Origin of the sequence: Streptomyces sp. MNU89, from assembly GCF_020982505.1 — a bacterium.
In the GTDB taxonomy this organism is placed as follows: Bacteria; Actinomycetota; Actinomycetes; order Streptomycetales; family Streptomycetaceae; genus Streptomyces; species Streptomyces xinghaiensis.
On the sequence record NZ_JAJKLL010000001.1, the window covers coordinates 5958230 to 5980654 of the forward strand.

General features: G+C 72.7%; 18 protein-coding genes and 2 pseudogenes. 15 read left to right on the forward strand and 5 right to left on the reverse strand.

Translation table 11 applies throughout. From position 1 onward, the window contains the following. The first annotated feature begins 165 nt into the window (after positions 1-165). Entirely contained in the window at positions 166-750 is a 585-nt protein-coding gene (locus E4N63_RS25430) for a carboxymuconolactone decarboxylase family protein (protein ID WP_125627026.1), read from the forward strand. A gap of 157 nt (positions 751-907) precedes the next feature. On the opposite strand, the gene E4N63_RS25435 is transcribed toward E4N63_RS25430, so the two are convergent. Further along, positions 908-1693, reverse strand: coding sequence for an ABC transporter permease (locus tag E4N63_RS25435; protein ID WP_230241779.1), 786 nt, complete (start codon positions 1691-1693; stop codon positions 908-910). Beyond that, the gene (locus E4N63_RS25440; protein ID WP_230241781.1) at positions 1690-2616 is read right to left on the reverse strand and encodes an ABC transporter ATP-binding protein; all 927 of its coding nucleotides are present in this window, start codon (positions 2614-2616) and stop codon (positions 1690-1692) included. The genes E4N63_RS25435 and E4N63_RS25440 overlap by 4 nt, the downstream gene beginning before the upstream one ends. 296 nt (positions 2617-2912) lie before the next feature. Between E4N63_RS25440 and E4N63_RS25445 the strand changes: the two are divergent. The 9 genes and pseudogenes from E4N63_RS25445 to dapD all read left to right on the forward strand — a co-directional run bounded on the left by E4N63_RS25445 (position 2913) and on the right by dapD (position 10918). Next, positions 2913-3820 (forward strand): annotated as a pseudogene (locus E4N63_RS25445) (helix-turn-helix transcriptional regulator). Next, positions 3817-5238, forward strand: coding sequence for a Fe-S cluster assembly protein SufB (gene sufB, locus E4N63_RS25450; RefSeq protein ID WP_125626046.1), 1422 nt, complete (start codon positions 3817-3819; stop codon positions 5236-5238). Before E4N63_RS25445 ends, sufB begins: the two are co-directional and overlap by 4 nt. Positions 5239-5358: 120 nt before the next feature. Continuing rightward, on the forward strand, positions 5359-6531 hold the full coding sequence (sufD, locus tag E4N63_RS25455) for a Fe-S cluster assembly protein SufD (RefSeq protein ID WP_125626045.1): 1173 nt from the start codon (positions 5359-5361) through the stop codon (positions 6529-6531). Next, positions 6531-6878: a non-heme iron oxygenase ferredoxin subunit gene (locus tag E4N63_RS25460; RefSeq protein ID WP_125626044.1), complete on the forward strand. Its 348-nt coding sequence runs from the start codon at positions 6531-6533 to the stop codon at positions 6876-6878. Before sufD ends, E4N63_RS25460 begins: the two co-directional genes overlap by 1 nt. A gap of 7 nt (positions 6879-6885) precedes the next feature. Continuing rightward, complete coding sequence (sufC, locus tag E4N63_RS25465; RefSeq protein ID WP_125626043.1) at positions 6886-7641, forward strand: Fe-S cluster assembly ATPase SufC; 756 nt, start codon at positions 6886-6888, stop codon at positions 7639-7641. A gap of 5 nt (positions 7642-7646) precedes the next feature. Further along, entirely contained in the window at positions 7647-8918 is a 1272-nt protein-coding gene (locus E4N63_RS25470) for a cysteine desulfurase (RefSeq protein ID WP_125626042.1), read from the forward strand. Between the two features lie 22 nt (positions 8919-8940). Further along, positions 8941-9405: a Fe-S cluster assembly sulfur transfer protein SufU gene (gene sufU / locus E4N63_RS25475; protein WP_043463136.1), complete on the forward strand. Its 465-nt coding sequence runs from the start codon at positions 8941-8943 to the stop codon at positions 9403-9405. Beyond that, positions 9402-9737, forward strand: a complete 336-nt coding sequence (locus E4N63_RS25480; protein WP_019709591.1) for a metal-sulfur cluster assembly factor — start codon at positions 9402-9404, stop codon at positions 9735-9737. The genes sufU and E4N63_RS25480 overlap by 4 nt, the downstream gene beginning before the upstream one ends. Positions 9738-9928: 191 nt before the next feature. After that, a complete protein-coding gene (gene dapD / locus E4N63_RS25485) occupies positions 9929-10918 on the forward strand; it encodes a 2,3,4,5-tetrahydropyridine-2,6-dicarboxylate N-succinyltransferase (RefSeq protein ID WP_125626041.1) in 990 nt (329 codons plus the stop codon). A 250-nt stretch (positions 10919-11168) separates the two neighbouring features. Here the strand turns inward: dapD and E4N63_RS25490 are convergent, their stop codons facing one another. Further along, positions 11169-11591 carry a DUF6069 family protein gene (locus tag E4N63_RS25490; protein WP_125626040.1) on the reverse strand — a complete coding sequence of 141 codons (423 nt, stop codon included), beginning with the start codon at positions 11589-11591 and terminating at the stop codon, positions 11169-11171. A 326-nt stretch (positions 11592-11917) separates the two neighbouring features. Further along, positions 11918-13774 (reverse strand): endonuclease/exonuclease/phosphatase family protein, encoded by a 1857-nt coding sequence (locus E4N63_RS25495; RefSeq protein WP_125626039.1) that lies wholly within the window; start codon positions 13772-13774, stop codon positions 11918-11920. Positions 13775-14969: 1195 nt separating this feature from the next. Here E4N63_RS25495 and E4N63_RS31285 point away from each other — a divergent pair. Continuing rightward, positions 14970-15650, forward strand: a complete 681-nt coding sequence (locus tag E4N63_RS31285) for a hypothetical protein (protein ID WP_308188744.1) — start codon at positions 14970-14972, stop codon at positions 15648-15650. A 185-nt stretch (positions 15651-15835) separates the two neighbouring features. After that, positions 15836-17305 (forward strand): alkaline phosphatase PhoX, encoded by a 1470-nt coding sequence (locus E4N63_RS25505; protein ID WP_125626922.1) that lies wholly within the window; start codon positions 15836-15838, stop codon positions 17303-17305. 172 nt (positions 17306-17477) lie between these two features. On the opposite strand, the pseudogene E4N63_RS25510 reads toward E4N63_RS25505, so the two are convergent. Then, a pseudogene (locus E4N63_RS25510) lies at positions 17478-18687 on the reverse strand (TerD family protein). Between the two features lie 374 nt (positions 18688-19061). On the opposite strand from E4N63_RS25510, the gene E4N63_RS25515 reads away from it, so the two are divergent. From E4N63_RS25515 to E4N63_RS25525, 3 genes are all read left to right on the forward strand, one after another. Beyond that, positions 19062-19823, forward strand: coding sequence for a DeoR/GlpR family DNA-binding transcription regulator (locus tag E4N63_RS25515; protein WP_125626024.1), 762 nt, complete (start codon positions 19062-19064; stop codon positions 19821-19823). Between the two features lie 217 nt (positions 19824-20040). Then, positions 20041-21399 carry a sugar ABC transporter substrate-binding protein gene (locus E4N63_RS25520; RefSeq protein ID WP_125627112.1) on the forward strand — a complete coding sequence of 453 codons (1359 nt, stop codon included), beginning with the start codon at positions 20041-20043 and terminating at the stop codon, positions 21397-21399. Beyond that, complete coding sequence (locus E4N63_RS25525) at positions 21396-22370, forward strand: carbohydrate ABC transporter permease (protein WP_230241782.1); 975 nt, start codon at positions 21396-21398, stop codon at positions 22368-22370. The genes E4N63_RS25520 and E4N63_RS25525 overlap by 4 nt, the downstream gene beginning before the upstream one ends. Positions 22371-22425: the final 55 nt, after the last annotated feature.

The following is a 22425-nucleotide window of genomic DNA, read 5'->3' on the forward strand; positions in this document are numbered from 1 at the left end:
CTCCCCGGAGCGCCGGGGGCCGGTGCGCGCCTGCGACCCGGCCCGGGACCGACCGGCCCGGTCCGCGACCGCGATGTCACACCCCGGAGGGGCTCCTCCGTCGAGTCGGTGAACGCCGCCCCCCGCACGGGGCGGGCGGCACGACTCGCACGAGGAGGCAGCACCATGGCGCGGATCTCCCTGAACCCGCGGCGCACGCTCTCGCTCCGGCTGGGTGAGTGGTACTCACGGCGCGCGTACGGCAAGGTCCTCGAACCGGCCCTGGTCTTCGGGCACCACCCGAGGGCCCTGCGCGCCTACTTCTCCTTCGAGACGAAGGCGGGGCGCTGGAAGGAGCTGGACCCGGTCCTGAAGCACCTGGCCGAGATGGCCGCCGCGGTGCGGATCGGCTGCTCCTGGTGCGTGGACTTCGGCCACTGGGTGTCCGAACGGCAGGGCCTGCCACTGGAGAAGGTGAGCAGGGTGCCCGAGTGGCGGGAGCACTGGGAGGCGTTCACGGAGACCGAACTGCTGGTCCTGGAGTACGCCGAGGCGATGACCGCGACGCCGCCGGAGGTCACCGACGAACTGGCCGCGAGCCTGCTGGAGCGCCTCGGCGAACCGGCGTTCGTCGAACTGACCGCGATGGTGGCGCTGGAGAACTTCCGCTCCCGTGTCAACAGCGCGGTGGGACTGACCAGTCAGGGCTTCTCCGACACCTGCGCCCTTCCCCCGGACGGCACCGCCGCGGGCCGCCCGCGGAGCGGCTGACCGTACCGCCGTACCCGCCGTGCGGCGGCAGGGCGGGAGCGCCGGTGCCGTGGTGAGCCCGGACGGGGGTCGGGCGCACCGCGGCCCCGGCGCCCGTCCGGCACCACCGGCCGGGGCCGGCCGCGTCGCGCGGGCCCCTCTACTGCGAGCGGGCCCCTCACTCCCAGCGGAAGAAGCGGGCCGCGAGGCCGAGGCCCAGGGCCGACCAGCCGGCCAGGAGGCCCAGGTCGCCCCAGGGCACCGGCGCGCCGTGCTGGAGGACGTCCCGCAGGCCGTCCGACAGGGCCGCGATCGGCAGGACCTGGAGGACGGACTGTGCCGCGTCCGGGGACCTCTCCAGCGGGACGATTACTCCGCCGCCGACGAGCAGCAGGATGAAGACGAGGTTCGCGGCGGCCAGCGTCGCCTCCGCGCGCAGGGTGCCGGCCATCAGCAGCCCCAGCCCCGAGAAGGCCGCGGTCCCCAGGAGCAGCAGGGCCGCCACGGTGAGCGGATTGCCCCGGGGTGACCAGCCCAGTGCGAAGGCGACCGTCGTCAGCAGCGCGATCTGCAGCAGTTCGGTGACGAGCACCGAGCCCGTCTTGGCGGTCATCAGCGCCCAGCGCGGCAGCGGGGAGGCGCCGAGCCGCTTCAGCACTCCGTAGCGGCGTTCGAAGCCGGTGGCGATGGCCTGCCCGGTGAAGGCCGTGGACATCACGGCCAGCGCCAGCACGCCCGGGGCGAGGAAGTCCACGGCCCGGCCGGCGCCCGTGTCGACGATGTCGACGGTGGCGAAGAGCGCCAGCAGCAGGGTGGGGATGACGACCGTCAGCAGCAGTTGCTCGCCGTTGCGCAGCAGCATCCTGGTCTCCAGGGCGGTCTGCGCCGCGATCATCCGGCCCAGCGGCGCGGCCCCGGGCCGGGGGGCGAAGGTGCCGGCGGTCCGGTCCGCTTCCGTGCTCATGCGCGCAGCTCCTCGCCGGTCAGCTCCAGGAAGACGTCCTCCAGGGTGCGCCGTTCGACCGCGATCCGGTCCGGCATCACCCCGTGCTGGGCGCACCAGGAGGCGACGGTGGCCAGCATCTGCGGACCGACCTTCCCGGTGACCCGGTACGAGCCGGGCGCCGTCTCCGCCGCGGCCGCGCCGGCCGGCAGGGCCGTGAGCAGGGCGGCGAGGTCGAGGCCGGGACGGCCGGTGAAGCGCAGGGTGTCCTCGGCGCCGCCCCGGCACAGCTCCTCGGGGCCGCCCGCGGCGACGGCCCGGCCGCCGTCGATGATCACCACGTGGTCGGCCAGCTGTTCGGCCTCGTCCATGAAGTGCGTGGTGAGGACGGCCGTCACCCCGTCCGCGCGGAGCTCCCGCACCAGGTCCCAGGTGGCGCGCCGGGCCTGCGGGTCGAGCCCCGCCGTCGGCTCGTCGAGGAAGACCAGCTCGGGGCGGCCGACGACCGCCATGGCGAGCGCGAGCCGCTGCTGCTGGCCGCCGGAGAGCCGCCGGTAGGGGGTGCGGCCGCAGCCGCCCAGGCCCAGGCGCTCGGTGAGCATGTCCGTATCGAGCGGGTGGGCGTGGAGCTTCGCGGTGTGCCGCAGCATCTCCGCGGCCCGCGCGCCCGGGTAGACGCCGCCGGACTGGAGCATCACCCCGATCCGGGGCCGCAGGGCCGCCGCCTGTGCCACCGGGTCGAGACCGAGGACCCGGACGGTGCCCGCGTCGGGCCGGCGGTAGCCCTCGCAGATCTCGACGGTGGTGGTCTTCCCGGCACCGTTGGGGCCGAGGACGGCGGTGACGGTGCCGGCCGCCACGGACAGATCGAGCCCGTCCACCGCGGTCCTGGGGCCGTACCGTTTGACCAGTTTCCGCACCTGGACGACGGGCTCCTCATGCATGGCGGCAGTCTACGGAGCCCCGCGCGGCGGCCGGCGGCCGGGGACCCGGAGGGGGCCGGTGAGTCCGGCACCCGCCGGGCGGGCCGCCCGCGGGACGGCCGATCGGGCGGTTTCCCGGCGCCGGTGTGCCCCGGGGAGCCGCAGGTGAGCCACGGGGAGCGGGACGGCGGCGGCGCCGCCCCCCGCCCGGCCCCGGCCGCCCGGCCGGGTGTTAGGTAATCCTTAGTGATCGAGCCCACGTGACGGCCGTCCGGCCTCGGTTGTCGCCGGCGGAATAATTACGCAACAATGGCGTTGTGAAAAACGTGAGCGAAGAGCGGAAGACAGCGGCGGTCCCGGTGACCGCCCCGTCGCCCCTGCCCGCGCACGACGAGCCGCGCTCCACCCGCAACCGCGTCGCGCGCTCCATCCTCGACCACGGACCCTCCACCGCCGCCGAACTCGCCGGGCGGCTGGCACTGACCCAGGCGGCCGTCCGCCGCCACCTCGACACCCTCCTCGCCGAGGGCCTCGTCGAACCCCGCGACCAGCGGGTCTACGGCTCGCGCGGCCGAGGCCGGCCCGCGAAGGCCTTCGCGCTCACCGACGACGGCCGGGACGCCTTCGACCAGGCCTACGACTCGCTCGCCACCGACGCGCTGCGCTGGATCGCCCAGCAGGCGGGCGGCGGCGAGAAGGGCGAGGCCGCGGTCTCCGCCTTCGCCCGCGCCCGGCTGGCCGCGCAGGCCGCCGGCTACCGCAAGGTCATCGAGAGCGCGGCGCCCGAGCAGCGCACCGAAGCCCTGGCCAGGGCGCTGACCGCGGACGGGTACGCTGCCGCCGCGCGCAGCGCACCGGTCGGCGAGCAGCTCTGCCAGCACCACTGCCCGGTCGCCCATGTCGCCGAACGGTTCCCGCAGCTCTGTGAGGCGGAGACCGAGGTCTTCTCGGACCTGCTCGGCACCCATGTGCAGCGGCTGGCCACCATCGCCCACGGCGACGGGGTCTGCACCACCTTCGTGCCCAAGGGCGGCGCTCCCCCGGGCGGCGCCACCGGCGGCCCGAAGGGCGGCGGCCACGCCAAGGGCGGCGGCCGGACCCGGAGCGGCGGCGCACCGGGCGCCCGCGGACCGGAACGGCCGAGAGCGGCCCCGCCCGCCCGCACCGCACCACCACCAGGACCACCACAGCATCCGCAAGCACGGCCGGGAGGAACCCCGCATGACGCTCCCCACGGAGACCGCCCACCCCGAACTCGAGGGTCTGGGCACCTACGAATACGGCTGGTCCGACTCCGACGCCGCCGGCGCGGCGGCCAAGCGCGGACTGTCCGAGGAGGTCGTCCGCGACATCTCGGCGAAGAAGAACGAGCCGGAGTGGATGCTGAAGCTGCGGCTCAAGGGCCTGCGGCTGTTCGGCAAGAAGCCCATGCCCACCTGGGGCTCCGACCTCAGCGGCATCGACTTCGACAACATCAAGTACTTCGTCCGCTCCACCGAGAAGCAGGCCGCCAGCTGGGAGGACCTGCCCGAGGACATCAAGAACACCTACGACCGGCTGGGCATCCCGGAGGCCGAGAAGCAGCGCCTCGTCGCCGGTGTCGCCGCCCAGTACGAGTCCGAGGTCGTCTACCACCAGATCCGCGAGGACCTGGAGGAGCAGGGTGTCCTCTTCCTGGACACCGACACGGCGCTCAAGGAGCACCCGGAGCTCTTCCAGGAGTACTTCGGCACGGTCATCCCGGCCGGTGACAACAAGTTCGCCGCGCTCAACACGGCCGTGTGGTCCGGCGGCTCGTTCATCTACGTGCCGAAGGGCGTGCACGTGGAGATCCCGCTCCAGGCCTACTTCCGGATCAACACCGAGAACATGGGCCAGTTCGAGCGGACGCTGATCATCGTCGACGAGGACGCCTACGTCCACTACGTCGAGGGCTGCACCGCCCCGATCTACAAGTCGGACTCGCTGCACAGCGCCGTCGTCGAGATCATCGTGAAGAAGGGCGCCCGCTGCCGCTACACGACGATCCAGAACTGGTCGAACAACGTCTACAACCTGGTCACCAAGCGTGCCGTGGCCTACGAGGGCGCGACCATGGAGTGGGTCGACGGCAACATCGGCTCCAAGGTCACGATGAAGTACCCGGCCGTCTACCTCATGGGCGAGCACGCCAAGGGCGAGACCCTGTCCATCGCCTTCTCCGGCGAGGGCCAGCACCAGGACGCGGGCGCCAAGATGGTCCACATGGCCCCCAACACCTCCTCGAACATCGTCTCCAAGTCGGTGGCGCGGGGCGGCGGCCGGACCTCCTACCGCGGCCTGATCGAGATCGGCGAGGGCGCCGCGGGCTCCAAGTCCAACGTGCTCTGCGACGCCCTGCTGGTGGACACGATCTCCCGCTCGGACACCTACCCCTACGTGGACGTCCGCGAGGACGACGTGTCCATGGGCCACGAGGCGACCGTCTCCAAGGTCAGCGAGGACCAGCTCTTCTACCTGATGAGCCGCGGTCTCTCCGAGGACGAGGCCATGGCGATGATCGTGCGCGGCTTCGTCGAGCCGATCGCGCGCGAGCTGCCCATGGAGTACGCGCTGGAGCTGAACCGGCTGATCGAACTGCAGATGGAGGGCGCGGTCGGCTGACCGGCCGACGCCGTCCGGGGCCCGCCCGTCCCGTGCCCGTCCGACGGGGCACGGGGCGGCGGCCGCCCCACAGACCTTGAGCGATCACACTGAGGCAGAAAGTGAGCAGTACGACTAGCCATGGCTGACAACATCCCGGTGGGCAGCACCACGGAAGGTGCCATTCAGGTGGGCGGTGACCATCCCGCCGACGCCCGGGTGAGCGCGCCCGCCTCCTATGACGTGGCGGACTTCCCCGTGCCGCACGGCCGCGAGGAGGAGTGGCGGTTCACCCCGCTGGAGCGCCTCCGCGGGCTGCACGACGGCACGGCCGTGGACGACGGCGGCGTCCGCTACGAGGTCTTCACCCCCGCAGAGGCCACCCAGGAACGGGTCGGACGGGACGACCCCCGGCTCGGCCGGGCCGGCAAGCCCGTCGACCGGGTCGCCGCCCAGGCGTACAGCTCGTTCGAGAAGGCCACGGTCATCACGATCCCCAAGGAGACCGTGCTCTCCGAGCCGGTGCGGATCTCCGTGCACGGTCAGGGCGGCACCGCCTACGCCCACCACGTCATCGAGGTCGGCGCCTTCGCCGAGGCGATCGTCGTTCTCGACCACACCGGGGACGCCACCTTCGGCGGCAACGTTGAGTACGTCCTCGGGGACGGCGCCAAGCTCACCGCCGTTTCCGTCCAGGACTGGGACGGCAAGGCCGTCCACGCCGGCCAGCACACCGCGCTCGTCGGCCGCGACGCCACCTTCAAGTCCGTGATCGTCACCTTCGGCGGCGACCTGGTCCGGCTCCACCCGCGGATCAACTACGCGGCCCCCGGCGGGGAGGCCGAGCTCTACGGCCTGTACTTCACCGACAACGGCCAGCACCAGGAGCACCGGCTCTTCGTCGACCACGCGATCCCGCACTGCCGCAGCAACGTCGTCTACAAGGGCGCGCTGCAGGGCGAGGAGGCGCACGCCGTCTGGATCGGCGACGTCCTCATCCGCGCCGCGGCCGAGGGCACCGACACCTACGAACTCAACCGGAACCTCGTCCTCACCGACGGAGCCCGGGTGGACTCGGTCCCCAACCTGGAGATCGAGACCGGCGAGATCGTCGGCGCCGGCCACGCCTCGGCCACCGGCCGCTTCGAGGACGAGCAGCTGTTCTACCTCATGGCCCGCGGCATCCCCGCCGACGAGGCCCGCCGGCTGGTCGTCCGCGGCTTCTTCGCCGAGCTGGTCCAGCAGATCAACCTCCCCGAGCTGCAGGAACGGCTGCTGGAGAAGATCGACACGGAGCTGGAGGCGTCCGTCTGATGGCCCCCGGCACCGGTACCGCCTACGTACGGGTCTGCGGGCTGTCCGAGCTGGAGGAGGACGCCCCCCGGCGGGTGGAGGTCGACGGCACCCCGGTCTCGGTCGTCCGGACCGAGGGCGAGGTGTACGCGATCCACGACATCTGCTCGCACGCGAACGTCTCGCTCTCCGAGGGCGAGGTCGAGGACTGCCAGATCGAGTGCTGGCTGCACGGCTCGCGGTTCGATCTGCGCACCGGTAAGCCCTCCGGCCCGCCCGCCACCCGTCCCGTCCCCGTATACCCCGTAAAGATCGAAGGAGACGGCCCCGAAGCGGCTGTGCTCGTCTCCGTCACCCAGGAGTCCTGAGGCATCCATGGCAACGCTTGAAATCCACGACCTGCACGTCTCCGTCGAGGTCGAGAACGGCACGAAGGAGATCCTGTCCGGGGTCGATCTGACCGTGAAGCAGGGCGAGACGCACGCCATCATGGGCCCGAACGGCTCCGGCAAGTCCACCCTCGCCTACTCCCTCGCGGGTCACCCCAAGTACACCGTCACCGGCGGCACCGTCACCCTCGACGGCGAGAACGTCCTGGAGATGTCCGTCGACGAGCGGGCCCGCGCCGGCCTCTTCCTCGCCATGCAGTACCCGGTCGAGGTCCCCGGCGTCTCCGTCTCCAACTTCCTCCGCACCTCCGCCACCGCCATCCGCGGCGAGGCCCCCAAGCTGCGCACCTGGGTGAAGGAGGTCAAGACGGCCATGGAGCGGCTGAACATGGACCCGGCCTTCGCCGAGCGCAACGTCAACGAGGGCTTCTCCGGCGGTGAGAAGAAGCGCCACGAGATCCTCCAGCTGGAGCTGCTCAAGCCGAAGGTCGCGATCCTCGACGAGACCGACTCCGGTCTGGACGTGGACGCGCTGCGCACCGTCTCCGAGGGCGTCAACCGCGTCCGCGAGACCGGCGAGACCGGCACCCTGCTGATCACGCACTACACCCGCATCCTGCGGTACATCAAGCCCGACCACGTGCACGTGTTCGCCAAGGGCCGGATCGCCGAGTCCGGCGGCCCGGAGCTGGCCGACAAGCTCGAGGCCGAGGGCTACGAGGCCTACACGAAGGAGGCCTGAGCCGAGTGACACAGCTGCCGGGCCTCCTCACGGCGTCGTCGTACGACGTGGAGGCGATCCGCAAGGACTTCCCCATCCTGGACCGCACGGTCCACGACGGGAAGAAGATCGTGTACCTGGACAACGCGGCCACCTCGCAGAAGCCGCGCCAGGTCCTCGACGCGCTGAACGCCTACTACGAGCGCCACAACGCCAATGTGCACCGCGGTGTGCACGTGCTCGCGGAGGAGGCCACGGCGCTGTACGAGGGCGCCCGTGACAAGGTCGCCGCGTTCGTCAACGCCCCGAGCCGCGACGAAGTGATCTTCACCAAGAACGCCTCGGAGTCGCTCAACCTCGTCGCCAACATGCTGGGCTGGGCCGACGAGCCCTACCGTGTGGACAGCGACACCGAGATCGTCATAACGGAGATGGAACACCACTCCAACATCGTTCCGTGGCAGCTGCTCGCGCAGCGCACCGGCGCGAAGCTGAAGTGGTTCGGCCTCACCGACGACGGCCGGCTCGACCTGTCGGAGATCGACCGGATCATCACCGAGAAGACCAAGGTCGTCTCGTTCACCCTGGTCTCCAACATCATGGGCACGGTCAACCCGGTCGACAAGATCATCCGCCGGGCCCAGGACGTCGGCGCGCTCACCGTCATCGACGCCTCCCAGGCCGCCCCGCACATGCCGCTGGACGTGCAGGCGCTCCAGGCCGACTTCGTGGCCTTCACCGGCCACAAGATGTGCGGCCCGACCGGCATCGGCGTCCTCTGGGGCCGCCAGGAGCTGCTGGAGGACCTGCCGCCGTTCCTGGGCGGGGGCGAGATGATCGAGACGGTGTCGATGCACCACTCGACCTACGCCCCGGCGCCGCACAAGTTCGAGGCGGGCACGCCCCCGATCGCCCAGGCCGTCGGCCTCGGCGCGGCCGTGGACTACCTCACCGCGATCGGTATGGACAAGATCGCGGCCCATGAGCACACCATCACCGAGTACGCCGTCCGCCGGCTCCGGGAGGTCCCGGACCTGCGGATCATCGGCCCGGTGACGGCCGAGGACCGCGGCGCGGCGATCTCCTTCACGCTCGGCGACATCCACCCGCACGACGTGGGCCAGGTCCTGGACGAGCAGGGCATCGCCGTCCGGGTCGGCCACCACTGCGCGCGGCCCGTCTGCCTGCGGTACGGAATTCCCGCGACCACGCGAGCGTCGTTCTATCTGTACTCCACCCCGGCCGAGGTCGACGCCCTGGTCGACGGCCTGGAGCACGTACGGAACTTCTTCGGCTGAGGACGGACGAGGGCTGACTGCTGTGAAGCTGGATTCCATGTACCAGGACGTCATCCTGGACCACTACAAGCACCCCCACGGGCGTGGTCTGCGCGAGGGTGACGCCGAGGTGCACCATGTCAACCCGACGTGCGGGGACGAGATCACCCTGCGCGTGCGGCTCGACGGCGAGACCATCGAGGACGTCAGCTACGACGGCCAGGGCTGCTCCATCAGCCAGGCCAGCGCCTCGGTGCTCAACGAACTGCTGGTCGGCAAGGAGCTCGCCGAGGCGCGGAGGATCCAGGAGACCTTCCTGGAACTGATGCAGTCCAAGGGCAGGCTGGAGCCCGACGACGCGATGGAGGAGGTGCTGGAGGACGCGGTCGCGTTCGCCGGCGTCTCGAAGTACCCGGCGCGCGTGAAGTGCGCCCTGCTGTCCTGGATGGCCTGGAAGGACGCCACGGCGCAGGCACTGGGCGACGAGTCAGCGAAGGAGTCGGCATGACCGAGACCGCACAGACCACCAAGCCCGCGAGCGAGGAAGAGGTCCGCGAGGCCCTCTACGACGTCGTCGACCCGGAGCTGGGCATCGACGTCGTCAACCTCGGCCTGATCTACGGCATCCACGTCGACGACTCCAACATCGCCACCATCGACATGACGCTGACGTCCGCGGCCTGCCCGCTGACCGACGTCATCGAGGACCAGGCGAAGTCGGCCACCGACGGGATCGTCAACGAGCTCCGGATCAACTGGGTCTGGATGCCGCCGTGGGGCCCCGACAAGATCACCGACGAGGGCCGCGAGCAACTCCGCGCCCTCGGCTTCAACGTCTGACCTCCGGCGGCGTCCGGCTCCGGCCCGGCGCGGGCCCCGTCCCGCCCCGGCCGCCCGGCTTCGCCCTTCGGCAGCGTTCTCCGCCCTGCCCGGGTCTCCGGCGCGGGGCGGAGGCGTGTCCCGGGCCGGCCCGGTGACCGGGCGCTGAGACCGGTTCGCGGGGGCGGAGCGGGACCGGTTAGCGTTCGGTCATGACCGAAGCAGCCACCACCCGTAAGACCGGCGCGGCCGCCGCCGGGCTCGCCACCCTCGCCGCCGACGGCACCGTCCTCGACACCTGGTTCCCCGCCCCCGAGCTCATCGCCGAGCCGGGCCCGGCCGGGACCGAGCGGCTGACCCCGGAGCGCGCCGCCGAACTGCTGGGCGAGTCCGCGCCGAAGGCGCTGGGCCCCGATCCGCGCCGCGGCGTCGAGGTGATCGCCGTCCGCACCGTCATCGCCTCGCTCGACGACAAGCCGGCCGACGCCCACGACGCCTACCTCCGGCTGCATCTGCTCAGCCACCGCCTGGTCCGGCCGCACGGCCAGAACCTCGACGGGATCTTCGGCCTGCTGGCCAACGTCGCCTGGACGAGCCTCGGCCCGGTCCCCGTCGACCAGGTCGAGAAGGTCCGGCTCGCGGCCCGCGCCGAGGGGCTGCACCTCGCCGTCACCAGCGTCGACAAGTTCCCCCGCATGACCGACTACGTCGCCCCGGCGGGTGTCCGGATCGCCGACGCCGACCGGGTGCGCCTGGGCGCCCACCTCGCCACCGGCACCACCGTGATGCACGAGGGCTTCGTCAACTTCAACGCCGGCACGCTGGGCCACTCCATGGTCGAGGGCCGGATCAGCGCCGGTGTGGTCGTCGGCGACGGCTCCGACATCGGCGGCGGCGCCTCGATCATGGGCACGCTCTCCGGTGGCGGCAAGCAGGTCATCTCCATCGGCGAGCGCTGCCTGCTCGGCGCCGAGGCGGGCATCGGCATCGCCCTCGGCGACGACTGCGTGGTCGAGGCCGGCCTCTACGTCACCGCGGGCACCCGCGTCAGCCTGCCCGACGGCGGCGTCGTCAAGGCCGTGGAACTCTCCGGCGCCCACAACCTCCTCTTCCGCCGCAACTCCACCACCGGCAAGGTCGAGGCCCTCCAGCGCACCGGCTCCTGGGGCGGCCTGAACGCGGCCCTGCACAGCAACGACTGAGCGGCGGCAGCCGTCACGGCACAGGCCATACGGCCCGTGCGGCCCGGTGAATCACGGGGGCCGCACGGGCCGTGGGCATCCCGGCCTTCGGACTGGTTGCCCCGCATGCTGGGTGCCGCGTATGCGCCGGTCCTGCCGTTGCTCCCGCTGCTTCTCGCTATCGCGTCGGGAGGGGAGTCAGTCGTGGGCATCGGGGTGTGCGTGTTCCGCGCCATCGCCCGCGCAGAAGCGGAGGCCACGATTCACGGCATCAGAGGAGTCGGTGCCGGCGGTGGAGCTCCAGGGTGACGACGACCGTCACGCCGAGGGTGATGTGCATCAGGGACAGGGCGGCGACGGTGCCACCATCGGCTCCGGACGACAGGGGGCCGGCGACCGACAACAGTGCCAGGCCACCGCCCGTATACTGCGCGATCCGCAAGAAGACCGGTTTCCACAGGGACAGCAACAGGGCAGCGCCCGTCCCGACGACCAGCGGGACGACTGAGGCACCGATGACGTCCCCGACCGCGATCGGATGCTCTTTGCCGCCGTCGACGACGACAAGCGAGGCACCGGCCAGCTCGGCGACGGCGAGGACGATGAGATTGGCGACGACCGCGCAGGCCGCTCCGGTGACCAGTGCCTTCCACCAGGTGAGGCCGGAGCGGCGGCCCGGGGATGCGTCGGGCACAGAGGGGCCGGGGTTTTGAACGGTATGGCTCGACATGAGACTTCTCCAATGTGTGGGGCCGCGCCGCCTCCGGGCGCGCGCCGGTGGCCCGTACGAGGAAGCCTCCAACCTGAACCACACTTGAGGTCAAGACCCGTCTGAGCGAGGTCCCGTGTGTGACGGTGGACCTCCTCCCTCCAGTCACAGGACGCCGTGCCGTCCATCGCCACCGGCTACGCCGAACGACACCTCGAAGAAGCTGGATCCCGGTGTTCACCCGGCGCTGAGGCCGCCGGGGACCGTCCCGGGTCACCGCCCCCCGGCGGCGGTGACCCGGGACGCCGTGGTCAGGGGCGGAAGCGGAGGACCTGGGGGTCGTGGTCGCTCGCCTGGTCGGCGAACTCCGCGTTGATGTGGACGATGTCGTAGTCCGCGTGGCGGATCGCGCGGCTGGTCAGCATGTGGTCCAGCACCTGCGAGTTGCCGTTGTAGACATAGCCGTAGCGCTCGTCGCGCGGCAGGCGGTCCACCAGGTCGGTGAGAACGCGGCCGTGGTCGGTGAGGGCGTCCACGGTGGGCGAGAAGCCGAAGTCGTTGATGTCGCCGGCGACCACGACCTTCGCCTTGCGGTCCAGCTCCAGCAGCGACTTCACCCAGCCGGCCACCAGCTTGGCCTGGGCGATGCGCTGGGTCTCCGAGGAGCGCACCGGGGGCTGGAAGCGGCCGTCGAGCGCCTGGTCGCCGCCCTTGCTGGCGAAGTGGTTGGCGACGACGAAGACGGGCTCGCCCCGGAAGCGGAACTCGGCCGCGAGGGGCTTGCGGCTGTCGTCCCAGGCGGCGTTCTCCGGGCGGATGCGGCCCGGGTTGGCGGAGAGGCCGACCTCGCCGTCCGCGCCGCGCAGCGGGACGGCGGACGTGGTCGCGTCGCCGCCGGGCACGTCGGGGAAGGAGACCCGCTCGGGGTTGTAGAGGAAGGCCACCCGGATGTTGCCGCCGGGCTGGCCGCCGTCCTCGTCGTCGGCCGGGTCGATCTGGCGCCACGCGTAGGAGGGGCCGCCGGCGGCGGCGATGGCCTCGGTCAGCTTCCGCAGCGTGGCGTCGGCGCTCACCACCGCGTCGTTGACCGGCCCGTTGTCGTCCTGGACCTCCTCCAGGGCGACGATGTCGGGGGAGGCGAGGTGGTCCACCAGGGCCTCGGCGAGCCGGGTGAACTTCTCGTCCGGATTCTTCGGGGAGAGATTCTCCACGTTGTACGTGGCGACGGACAGTTCGCCGGCCCGCTGCGGCCGGGTCCGCTCCCGGTCCGGGCCGTTGTCCTCCAGCGCGCCGAGCTCGGTGGCCTGGAGTTCGTAGCCGCCGAACTGGTCGTAGTCCAGGGGGCCGGCGGTGGTGCCGGTGAGCCGGTCGCCGACATCGGCCTGCGGGAACGGCCGTTCGGCGAAGGGGATGAGGGAGGCGACCTTCACCCGGGCGCCGTTCTGGTCGCGGTACGAGGCGTAGAGCGTGCCGCCGCGCGCGGTGGGGTTCTCGCGCGGATCGGCCGTCACCCACAGTTCGTTGTAGCGGCTGGACGGGCCGACGACGCCGGCGTCGGAGACCTGGACGCGCATACCCTCCAGCGACTCGTGGCGGTCCAGCGCGTAGCGGTGCGGACGGAGCGGAAGGTGCTCGATGCTGCCGCCGCCGCGTGCCTCGGGGGCGTAACGGTTCGGCACCGAGGCGCCGTTGAGCCGGAAGGCGGCCGGGAGGGCGTTGCCGGAGGAGTCCACCGTCCAGGTGGCGCCGGAGATCTGGGTGACGGACTGGAGCCCCGCGTCCCGGCCGCCCGGGTAGTACTCGCCGACGGTGCCGGAGACCAGCACCGCGTCGCCGGCCGCGACGGCCGGAGTCTTCGAGCCGGTGAAGACGAACACGCCCTCGCTGGTGGCCGGGTCGCGGTCCGGCCGCGGGTCCTGCACCCAGAAGCCGCGCGCGGAGCCGAAGGCGCGGACCGCGGTGACCACGCCGGGGACGTCGGTGACCCGCTCGCCGTCGTACGGGGAGAGGCGGGTGCTCCCCTGGATGTCGTGGATGCGCGGCTGCGCGGCCTCGGCCTGCTGCGGCGCGGCCAGCAGTCCGGCCGCGAGCGCGGTGGCGGCCACCGTGCCCAGCGCGGCGGTGCGGCGGAGCGGTCGGGCGGCGGCGGGCGGGGCTATCGGGTCCATCGGGTCTCCGGGTGGTGAGGTCGGACGGGTGGCGGGCCCGCCACCCGGGGTCGCGCGCGGGACGGGCGGGGCCCGCGCCGCCGGATGGGAGGCGGGGAACGGGAGTTCGGCACCCGCAGTGCTTCTACGCGCGTCAATCTCCGGCGTGGGGACCCCCGTTGTCAAGGGACCGCCGGTGTACACGGGCGGACGCCGCGGTGAACCGGACGGGAAGCGCCCCTGCCGGTCTAGGCTGGATCAGCACCCGACGCGGTGCGGACCCCAGAGCGTTTCGAGGAGAAGTCGCCCATGCCCGGAGACCGTTCCGTCATGCCGCCGCTCCGGCTGCCCTCCCAGGCCGAACTCGCGCGCCAGGCCCTGGCGGCGCCGCTCCTCGCGCGCGCCGTGCGGCTCGCCCGCCGGCTGGGGGACGGGGTGCCGGTCGGCGCGGACGGGCAGCCGGAGCACGCCGGACTGACGCGTCTGGCACGTGAGTTGGGGGTGGACGGCGATCCGGGCGGGCTCGCGGCCACCCGCGCGGCATGGCGGCTGGCGGCCGGGACCGGCCTGCTGAGGATCACCGCGGAGGACGGTACGGAAGCCGGGGCCGCCCCGGACGGCTCCGGGCGGACGGGCCCGGCGGGCCGGCGGGCCGTCCCGGGCGAGCAGGCCGCACGGGTCACCGGCGGCGGCCCGCGGGAGATCCTGGAGCTCTGGCGCAGCGGACTGGAGACGGTCCTCACCGAGGCGGAGACCGAGGCCGGGACCGGGACGGGGAGCGAGGCTGCCGGCGGGGGCGAGGGTGAGGGCACGGCCGCCGGGAGCGGCGCCGGTGCCGCCGCCCCGGACCGGCCCTCCGGCGAGGCCGCCGGAACCCTCGGCCGCGTCCTCGCCGCGCTCTACGTCCTCACCGCCCTGGAAGGCGGCGGCCTCGGCGACCCGGAGCGCAGCTTCGTACCGCTGCCCGCGCTCGCCGCCACCGTCGTCGTCCCCGAGGACATGGCGGAGCCCACCGACGCCGTACTGGAGGAGGTGTCGGAGGAGGTCATGCGGCTGGACCGCCGCTTCCGGCTGCTGGAGCCCCTCGGCCTCGTCGAGTACCGGCCGGTCGACGAGGCCCTCATCGAGGAACTGGACGGGCCCGGCGAACCGGCGGACGGCACAGGCGGGGCGCCGCCGGGGACGGGGCGGCGGGACCGGTGCCGGGCGTGCCGCGGTGTCCGGCCGGGGCGATGCCGCCGCCCGCTACGGCATGGTCCGGCTGACCGCTCTCGGCGCCCACGGCGTGCGCGCCCGTCTGCTCGACGCGGGCATCACCGCGCCGCTCACCGGGGATCTCGCCGGACAGGGCGCGGAAACCCTGCTGGACACCGTCACCGGATACCCGGAGGCCGCGGCCCGGGACGAGGTCGAGGAGTGGCTGGACCGGCGCGATCCCGTCGCCGCCGCCCGGGAACTCCTCGCCGCGGGCCGGGGCGACGACCCGGCCGCGCCGCTGCGCCGGCTCGGCTGCCAGCAGGCCCTGGCCCTGATCGGCCGGGAGGCCGAGCCCGCGCTGCGCGAGGTGCTGGACGACCGGCACCTCGGCGGGCTCGCCCGGGTCTGGCTGGCGGAGCACGGGGCGACGGGGGTGCCCGAGCCCTCGGAGGAGATGGTCTTCTGGCTGACCGTCGACACCCTCGCGGCCCAGCTCGGCGCGGACGGCGACTCCGCCGAACTGGAGGAGCTGGTCCTGGGGCTGGTGGGGCAGCACGGCGCCTTCTTCGACACGGCCTGGCGGGTGGACCACCCGGCGACCGGGGAGGTCCTGGAGGCGATGGGGCGGCTGCACCCCGACCGCGCGGTGGCGAAAGCGGCCCGCCAGGCGGCGTACAAGGCGCGCTCGCGGGGGCGTTGAGCCGCTCTCCCTCGCGCGGGGCGCCCGGGGTGATGCCCTCGCCGGCCGGCGGGACCCCGTCTTCCGGCCGGTGGCTCGCCCAATGGACGAACGGCCGTCGGGCGGTGTTCAACCGGTGTTCGGCGGGGCCGGGCACCGTGGTTCCCGTAGAGCAGGGGATCGATCCGGCCACGCAGGAGATGAAGATGCCGCTCACCCGCAGGGATTTCGCGAGAGGGTCCGCCTACACCGGTGCGGGCGTGGTACTCGCCGGCAGCGTCGGTGTGCTGGCCGGCGCGCCCGACGCCATCGGCATCGGCGGCGGGGACGAGGGATCCCGGGCGGCCGAGGCCGCCGGCACGGACCGGCAGCACCCCCCGCGGGGCGTCGGTTACGGGCCGCTGCGGGACGACCCCGAGGGCATCGTCGCGCTGCCCGAGGGCTTCTCGTACCGGGTCATCTCCCGTACCGGCGTCACCGAACTGGAGTCCGGCGAGCCCACTCCCTCGAACCACGACGGCACCGCCGCCTTCGCCGGTCCGCGCGGCGCGACCCTGCTCGTCGTCAACCACGAGATCGACGGCCCGCGCGAGGAGACCGAGCACCCCGTTCCGCTCGCCGACGGCCTGGTCTACGACCCCGCGGCGCCCGGCGGCTGCACCGTCGTCGAGGTGCGCCGCGGCGGCGAGGTCGCCCAGTGGGTCGGCATCGCCGGCACCTCCGACAACTGCTCCGGCGGCCGCACCCCCTGGAACACCTGGCTGACCTGCGAGGAGAACTCCGACCGGGCCGGCGAGAACGGGATGACCAAGGACCACGGCTACGTCTTCGAGGTCGATCCCCTCGACCGGCGCGCCAACCGCGCACCCCGGCCGGTCAAGGCACTGGGCCGCTACGACCACGAGGCCGTCGTCGTCGACCCGCGGCGCGGCCACATGTACCTGACGGAGGACGACGACGAGCCCAACGGCCTCTTCTACCGCTGGGTCCCGCCGAAGGGCTTCGAACACGGTCGCGGCCGGCTCCGTACGCTGGCCGACGACGCCGGCGTCCTCCAGGCGCCCAAGTGCTACGACTCCGGCGGCCGTTTCGTCGACGACCTCTCCCGGGCCACCCGGGCGGGCACCGTCTACGGCGTCGACTGGGTGGATGTTCCCGACCGCGACGCCCGCACCGTCCCCGTGCGCAAGCAGTTCGAGGACGGAGGTGTCACCCGGGGCCGCAAGCTGGAGGGCATGTGGTGGGCCGACGGCGGGGCGTACTTCGTCTCCTCCTACGCCCGTGAGGAGAGCCCGGGCCGGCCGCACGACGGCCAGGTCTGGTTCTACGACCCCCGGCGCCGGACCCTCACCCTCAAGGTCATCCTCGGCGTCAACGCCAAGCCCTTCGAGGACGGCGCGTTCGACGGCCCGGACAACATCACCGTCTCGCCGTACGGCGGGCTGATCATCGCCGAGGACGGCGAGGGCGTCCAGCACCTCTTCGGCGCCACGGAGAGCGGCCGGATGTACCCGATCGCCCGGAACGAGGTGAACGTCGGCACCGCGGAGGAGCCGGAGTACAGCGAGTTCACCGGTGTGGTCTTCTCACCCGACGGCAAGACGCTGTACGCCAACATCCAGGAGCCCGGGATCATGCTCGCCATCACCGGCCCGTGGCGCCGGCAGCCCCGCTGACACCCCCGCGCCTCCGGCCCGGGGGACGCCACGGGCCCGGGACGCCCGGATGCCCGGCCCGGACGCCGCCGTGCCCGGTGCGGCCCGGCTCCGCCCGGCCCGCAGACTCCGGACGCCCGGCCACCACGGCTGGGGCGGCGGGCGGCGTCAACGGCCGCCCGCCGCGCGGCCCCTAGAGCGCCTTGGCGCCCGGCTTCACCATGCCCCGGACCGTGCGGGAGTCGACGTACTCGCCCATCGCCGTCATCTCCCACTCGCCCGAGAACTGCCGGATGAGCTTGCACATCATCACGCCCGTGCGGGGCTCGGCCCCCGTCAGGTCGAAGCGCACCAGCTCCTGGCCCGCGCCGTCCAGCAGCCGGCAGTACGCCTTGGAGACCTCGGTGAACTTCTGCCCGGAGAAGGAGTTCACCGTGAACACCAGCCCGGTGACCTGCGATGGCACATCGCCCAGATGGACGGTGATCGCCTCGTCGTCACCGCCGCCCTCGCCGGTGAGGTTGTCACCGGAGTGCTGGATGACACCGCCCAGGATGGTGAGCTTGCCGAAGTAGCAGGCGTCGATTTTTTTGCGGTCCGGGCCGTAGGCGATCACGGAGGCGTCGAGGTCGATGTCCTTGCCCCGGTAGGCCGGCTCCCAGCCGAGGCCCATCCGCACGGAGGTCAGCAGTGGGCGGCCGCCCTTCACCAGGGAGACCGTCTGGTTCTTCTGCAGGCTGACCCGGCCCTTGTCCAGGTTGATCTTCCCGGTCCCGGGAGCGGAGGGGCCGCGGGCGGTTGCCGGAGCGGCCGGGGCCGGAGCCGCCGGCATCGCGGGCGCGGCCGGAGGCGGGGGCGGGGAGCCGTGGCGGCGGCCGGCGGGGAGCCGGCTGGGCGGCCGGGGTGGCGGGCTCCTCCACGCTCACCCCGAAGTCCGTGGCGATGCCAGCCAGTCCGTCGGCGTATCCCTGTCCGACGGCCCGCACCTTCCAGGCGCCGCCCCTGCGGTACACCTCGGCCACCACCAGGGCGGTCTCCGGGCCGAGGCGCGGCGGCGTGAACGTGGCGAGTACGGAGCCGTCGTCGGCGTTGCGGACCGTGGCCGTCGGCTCCGCGCCGGCGAACGTCGCCCCCGGGGCGTCGAGGCTGGCCGTCACCACCACCTTGTCGATCCCGGCCGGTACGGCACCGGTGTCCACGGTGATGGCGTCCGGGGCGCCGCCACCACCGCCGCGGTGGGTCACCCCCGGGCCGCTGGGCTGGTTGTAGAAGACGAAGTCCTCGTCGGAACGGACTTTTCCGTCGGCGGTCAGGAGCAGGCCCGATACGTCGAGCCGCGCCGGTGCGGTGACGTCCACCGCCACACGGGGGACGGAGAGAGGGATGTTCGAGCCGGGGGTCATAGCGGTCATGCCGGGGTAACGATCGGCCCGGCTTTACGGTTCCATTACCCGGCCCGTCCGGCGGGGGAGGGGCCCCGCCCGGCGGTGCCGGCCCGCCGCGGGCAGCCGCGGACAGCCCGCCGTGGGGGAACGGGCATCGAACGGGCATCCGGACCCGCCGTTCGGGCACCGGCCACGGCGGCCGCACCCGCGTCCCACCAGGTCGAACCGTTCCGGAAGTCTTCCGGGAACGGGCACAGGCGGGCAGGATCGGCTTCGGCAGGAACCTGGCCGGGCCCTTGCGCGGGCTGTACAAATCTCCTCACGGCCCGCACGGGCAACCTGCTCCGGGAGACCCCCGGGGGAGGGGCCGGGCGAGTGAAGGAGGTGCGCCGGTGAACGCCGAGGAACGGCAGCGGGAGATTGTCGCCCTGGCCCGGGACACGGGTGCGGTGGAGGTCACCCGGCTCGCCGAGAAACTGGCCGTCGCCAAGGAGACCATCCGCCGTGACCTGCGGGTCCTGGAGGACCACGGCCTGGTGCGCCGTACCCATGGCGGCGCCTACCCGGTGGAGACACCGGGGTTCGAGACGACGCTCGCCTTCCGCGCCACCCTGCACGTGCCCGAGAAGCGGCGGATCGCCGCCGCGGCGGCCGAGCTGCTCGGCGAGGCCGAGACGCTCTTCGTCGACGAGGGCTTCACCCCGCAGCTCATCACCGAGGCGCTGCCCCGCGACCGCCCGCTGACCGTCGTGACCACCTCCCTGGCCACCGCCAGGACGCTGGCCGGACGGGACAACTTCACCGTGCTCCTGCTGGGCGGCCGGGTGCGCGGCGGCACCCTCGCCACGGTCGGCCACTGGGCGACCCGGATGCTCTCCGGATTCGTCATCGACCTGGCGTTCCTCGGAGCCAACGGCATCTCCCGGCTCCACGGCCTGACCACACCCGACCCGGTGGTCGGCGAGGTGAAGGCGACCGCCGTACGGGCGGCACGGCGCCGGGTCTTCGCCGGTGTGCACACCAAGTTCGGAGCCGTGGGCTTCTGCCGCTTCGCGGAGGTCTCCGACTTCGAGGCGATCGTCACCAGCACCGCCCTGCCGTCCTCCGAAGCCCACCGCTACTCCCTCCTGGGACCGCAGGTCATCCGCGTGTGACCGGCGGCGGCCACCGGCCGCGCGCCCCCGGAACCACCCGCACACCCCCGACAGGCACACCGCCGACCACAGACCGTCCGCGACCCACCCACCGCCGGCGGTACGGCACCGCACACCCGCGCACCCGTCCCTCCACCCCTCCACCCCTCCACCCCCCACGACCCAGCCACCCCGCCCCCTCGACCGCCCTCACCCCGCCCACGGCAAGGAGCCCGACATGCGACGCAGAACCATCCGCACCCCGGTACGCACCCTGATCGCCACCGCGGTGGCCGGAAGTCTCCTGGCGGCCTGCGCCGGGGCCGGCGGCACGGCCTCGGAGGACGGCTCGATCAATGTGCTGATGGTCAACAACCCGCCGATGACCGAACTGCAGAAACTCACCGCCGAGCACTTCACCAAGGAGACCGGCATCGAGGTCAACTTCACGGTGCTGCCCGAGAACGACGTCCGCGACAAGATCAGCCAGGACTTCTCCAACCAGGCGGGCCAGTACGACGTCGCCACCATCAGCAACTACGAGGCCCCCATCTACGCCGGCAACGGCTGGCTGCACGCCCTCGACTCCTATGTGGCCGAGGACGAGGCGTTCGACCAGGACGACGTCCTGGAGCCGATGCGGCTCTCGCTCACCGGCGAGGACGGCAAGCTCTACGGCCAGCCCTTCTACGGCGAGTCGTCCTTCCTGATGTACCGCCGGGACGTCTTCGAGAAGCACGGGCTGACCATGCCCGAGAAGCCCACCTGGCAGGAGGTCGCGGACCTCGCCGCGGAGGTGGACGCCGAGGAGAAGGGCATGAAGGGCATCTGCCTGCGCGGACTGCCCGGCTGGGGCGAGGTCATGGCGCCGCTGACCACGGTCGTCAACACCTTCGGCGGCACCTGGTTCGACGCGGACTGGAACGCCCGGCTCACCTCCCCCGAGTTCACCGAGGCCACCGAGTTCTACGTGGACCTGGTGCGCGAGCACGGCGAGGCGGGCGCCGCCCAGGCCGGGTACGCCGAGTGCCTGAACAACATGACCCAGGGCAAGACGGCCATGTGGTACGACGCCACCGCCGGCGCCGGATCGCTGGAGGCCGCCGGCTCCCCCGTGAAGGGCAAGATCGGTTACGTGCCCGCGCCGGTGGAGGAGACCGAGAGCTCCGGCTGGCTCTACACCTGGGCCTGGGGGGTGCAGAAGGCCTCGGAGAACCCCGACGACGCCTGGAAGTTCATCTCCTGGGCCTCCGGCAAGGAGTACGAGGAACTGGTCGGCGAGGAGATCGGCTGGGCCAACGTACCGGCCGGGAAGCGCGCCTCCACCTACGAGCGCCCCGAGTACCGCAAGGCGGCCGGCGCCTTCTCCGAGGTGGCCCGGACCGCCATCACGGGGGCCGACCCGCGCGACCCGGGCGTGCAGAAGCGGCCCGCGCCCGGCATCCAGTTCGTCGGCATACCCGAGTTCACCGACCTGGGCACCAAGGTCTCCCAGGAGATCAGCGCGGCCATCGCCGGACGCAAGTCGGTGAAGCAGGCGCTGGCCGCCTCGCAGCGGCTGGCCGAGGCCGTCGGCAAGGAGTACCGGGACCGATGACCGGACAGCTCACCGCGGCCTCCCCGCCGCCCGCCGCCTCCCCGCCCCGGGCGCCCGCCCGGCCCCGGCCGCCCCGCGCGGCTGGGGCCTGGGCCACCCGCGCCCCCCTGCTGCCCGCGCTGGTCTTCCTGATCGCCGTCACCCAGCTCCCGTTCGCGGCGACGCTCTTCATCTCCGTGTTCGACTGGTACGCACTCGACCCCGGCGGCCGGGAGTTCACCGGGCTGTCCAACTACGGCACGGTGCTCTCCGACCCGCGGCTGCGGTCCTCCGTCGTCACCACGGTGGTGCTCACCGTGTCCGTGGTGCTGGCGAGCCTGCTCCTGGGACTCGGCCTGGCCCTGCTGCTGGACCGGTCCTTCCGCGGCCGGGGCGTGGTGCGCACGATGCTGATCGCCCCCTTCCTGGTCGTCCCCGTCGCCGCCGCGCTGCTGTGGAAGCACGCCCTCTACAACCCGGAGTACGGGCTGTTCAACGGCGCCCTGGCCTGGCTGGGCGGGCTGTTCGGCGTGGACGATCCCGTGCAGCCCGACTGGCTCTCCGACATGCCGCTGCCCGCGGTGGCGGCGTCGCTGGTGTGGCAGTGGACGCCGTTCATGATGCTCATCCTGCTGGCGGGGCTGCAGAGCCGGCCGCTGGAGACGGCCGAGGCGGCCCGGCTGGACGGCGCCGGCTCCTGGCAGGTCTTCCGCTATCTGACGCTGCCGCACCTGCGGCGCTATCTGGAACTGGGGGCGCTGCTGGGCTCGATCTACATCGTCCAGCACTTCGACGCGGTGTTCACCCTCACCGCCGGCTCGCTGGGCACCGCCAACCTGCCGTACACGATCTACCACACCTTCTACAAGGCCCATGAGTACGGCCTCGCCTCGGCCGCGGGGGTGCTGGTCGTCATCGGCTCGATCGCCATCGCCGTCTTCGCCCTGCGCGTGGTCTCGTCCCTGTTCAGCGAGGAGGTGTCCGGGTCATGACCGCCCCGCCCCCGTCCCCGCCGCCCGCCGCGCCGGCGGCGGCGTCCGCCCCGCC

Coding starts and splice junctions, on each gene's coding strand:
- E4N63_RS25430 (WP_125627026.1), top strand. CDS start 166: ATGGCGCGGATCTCCCTGAACCCGCGGCGCACGCTCTCGCTCCGGCTG.
- E4N63_RS25435 (WP_230241779.1), bottom strand. CDS start 1,693: ATGAGCACGGAAGCGGACCGGACCGCCGGCACCTTCGCCCCCCGGCCC.
- E4N63_RS25440 (WP_230241781.1), bottom strand. CDS start 2,616: ATGCATGAGGAGCCCGTCGTCCAGGTGCGGAAACTGGTCAAACGGTAC.
- sufB (WP_125626046.1), top strand. CDS start 3,817: ATGACGCTCCCCACGGAGACCGCCCACCCCGAACTCGAGGGTCTGGGC.
- sufD (WP_125626045.1), top strand. CDS start 5,359: ATGGCTGACAACATCCCGGTGGGCAGCACCACGGAAGGTGCCATTCAG.
- E4N63_RS25460 (WP_125626044.1), top strand. CDS start 6,531: ATGGCCCCCGGCACCGGTACCGCCTACGTACGGGTCTGCGGGCTGTCC.
- sufC (WP_125626043.1), top strand. CDS start 6,886: ATGGCAACGCTTGAAATCCACGACCTGCACGTCTCCGTCGAGGTCGAG.
- E4N63_RS25480 (WP_019709591.1), top strand. CDS start 9,402: ATGACCGAGACCGCACAGACCACCAAGCCCGCGAGCGAGGAAGAGGTC.
- dapD (WP_125626041.1), top strand. CDS start 9,929: ATGACCGAAGCAGCCACCACCCGTAAGACCGGCGCGGCCGCCGCCGGG.
- E4N63_RS25495 (WP_125626039.1), bottom strand. CDS start 13,774: ATGGACCCGATAGCCCCGCCCGCCGCCGCCCGACCGCTCCGCCGCACC.
- E4N63_RS25505 (WP_125626922.1), top strand. CDS start 15,836: ATGCCGCTCACCCGCAGGGATTTCGCGAGAGGGTCCGCCTACACCGGT.
- E4N63_RS25520 (WP_125627112.1), top strand. CDS start 20,041: ATGCGACGCAGAACCATCCGCACCCCGGTACGCACCCTGATCGCCACC.
- E4N63_RS25525 (WP_230241782.1), top strand. CDS start 21,396: ATGACCGGACAGCTCACCGCGGCCTCCCCGCCGCCCGCCGCCTCCCCG.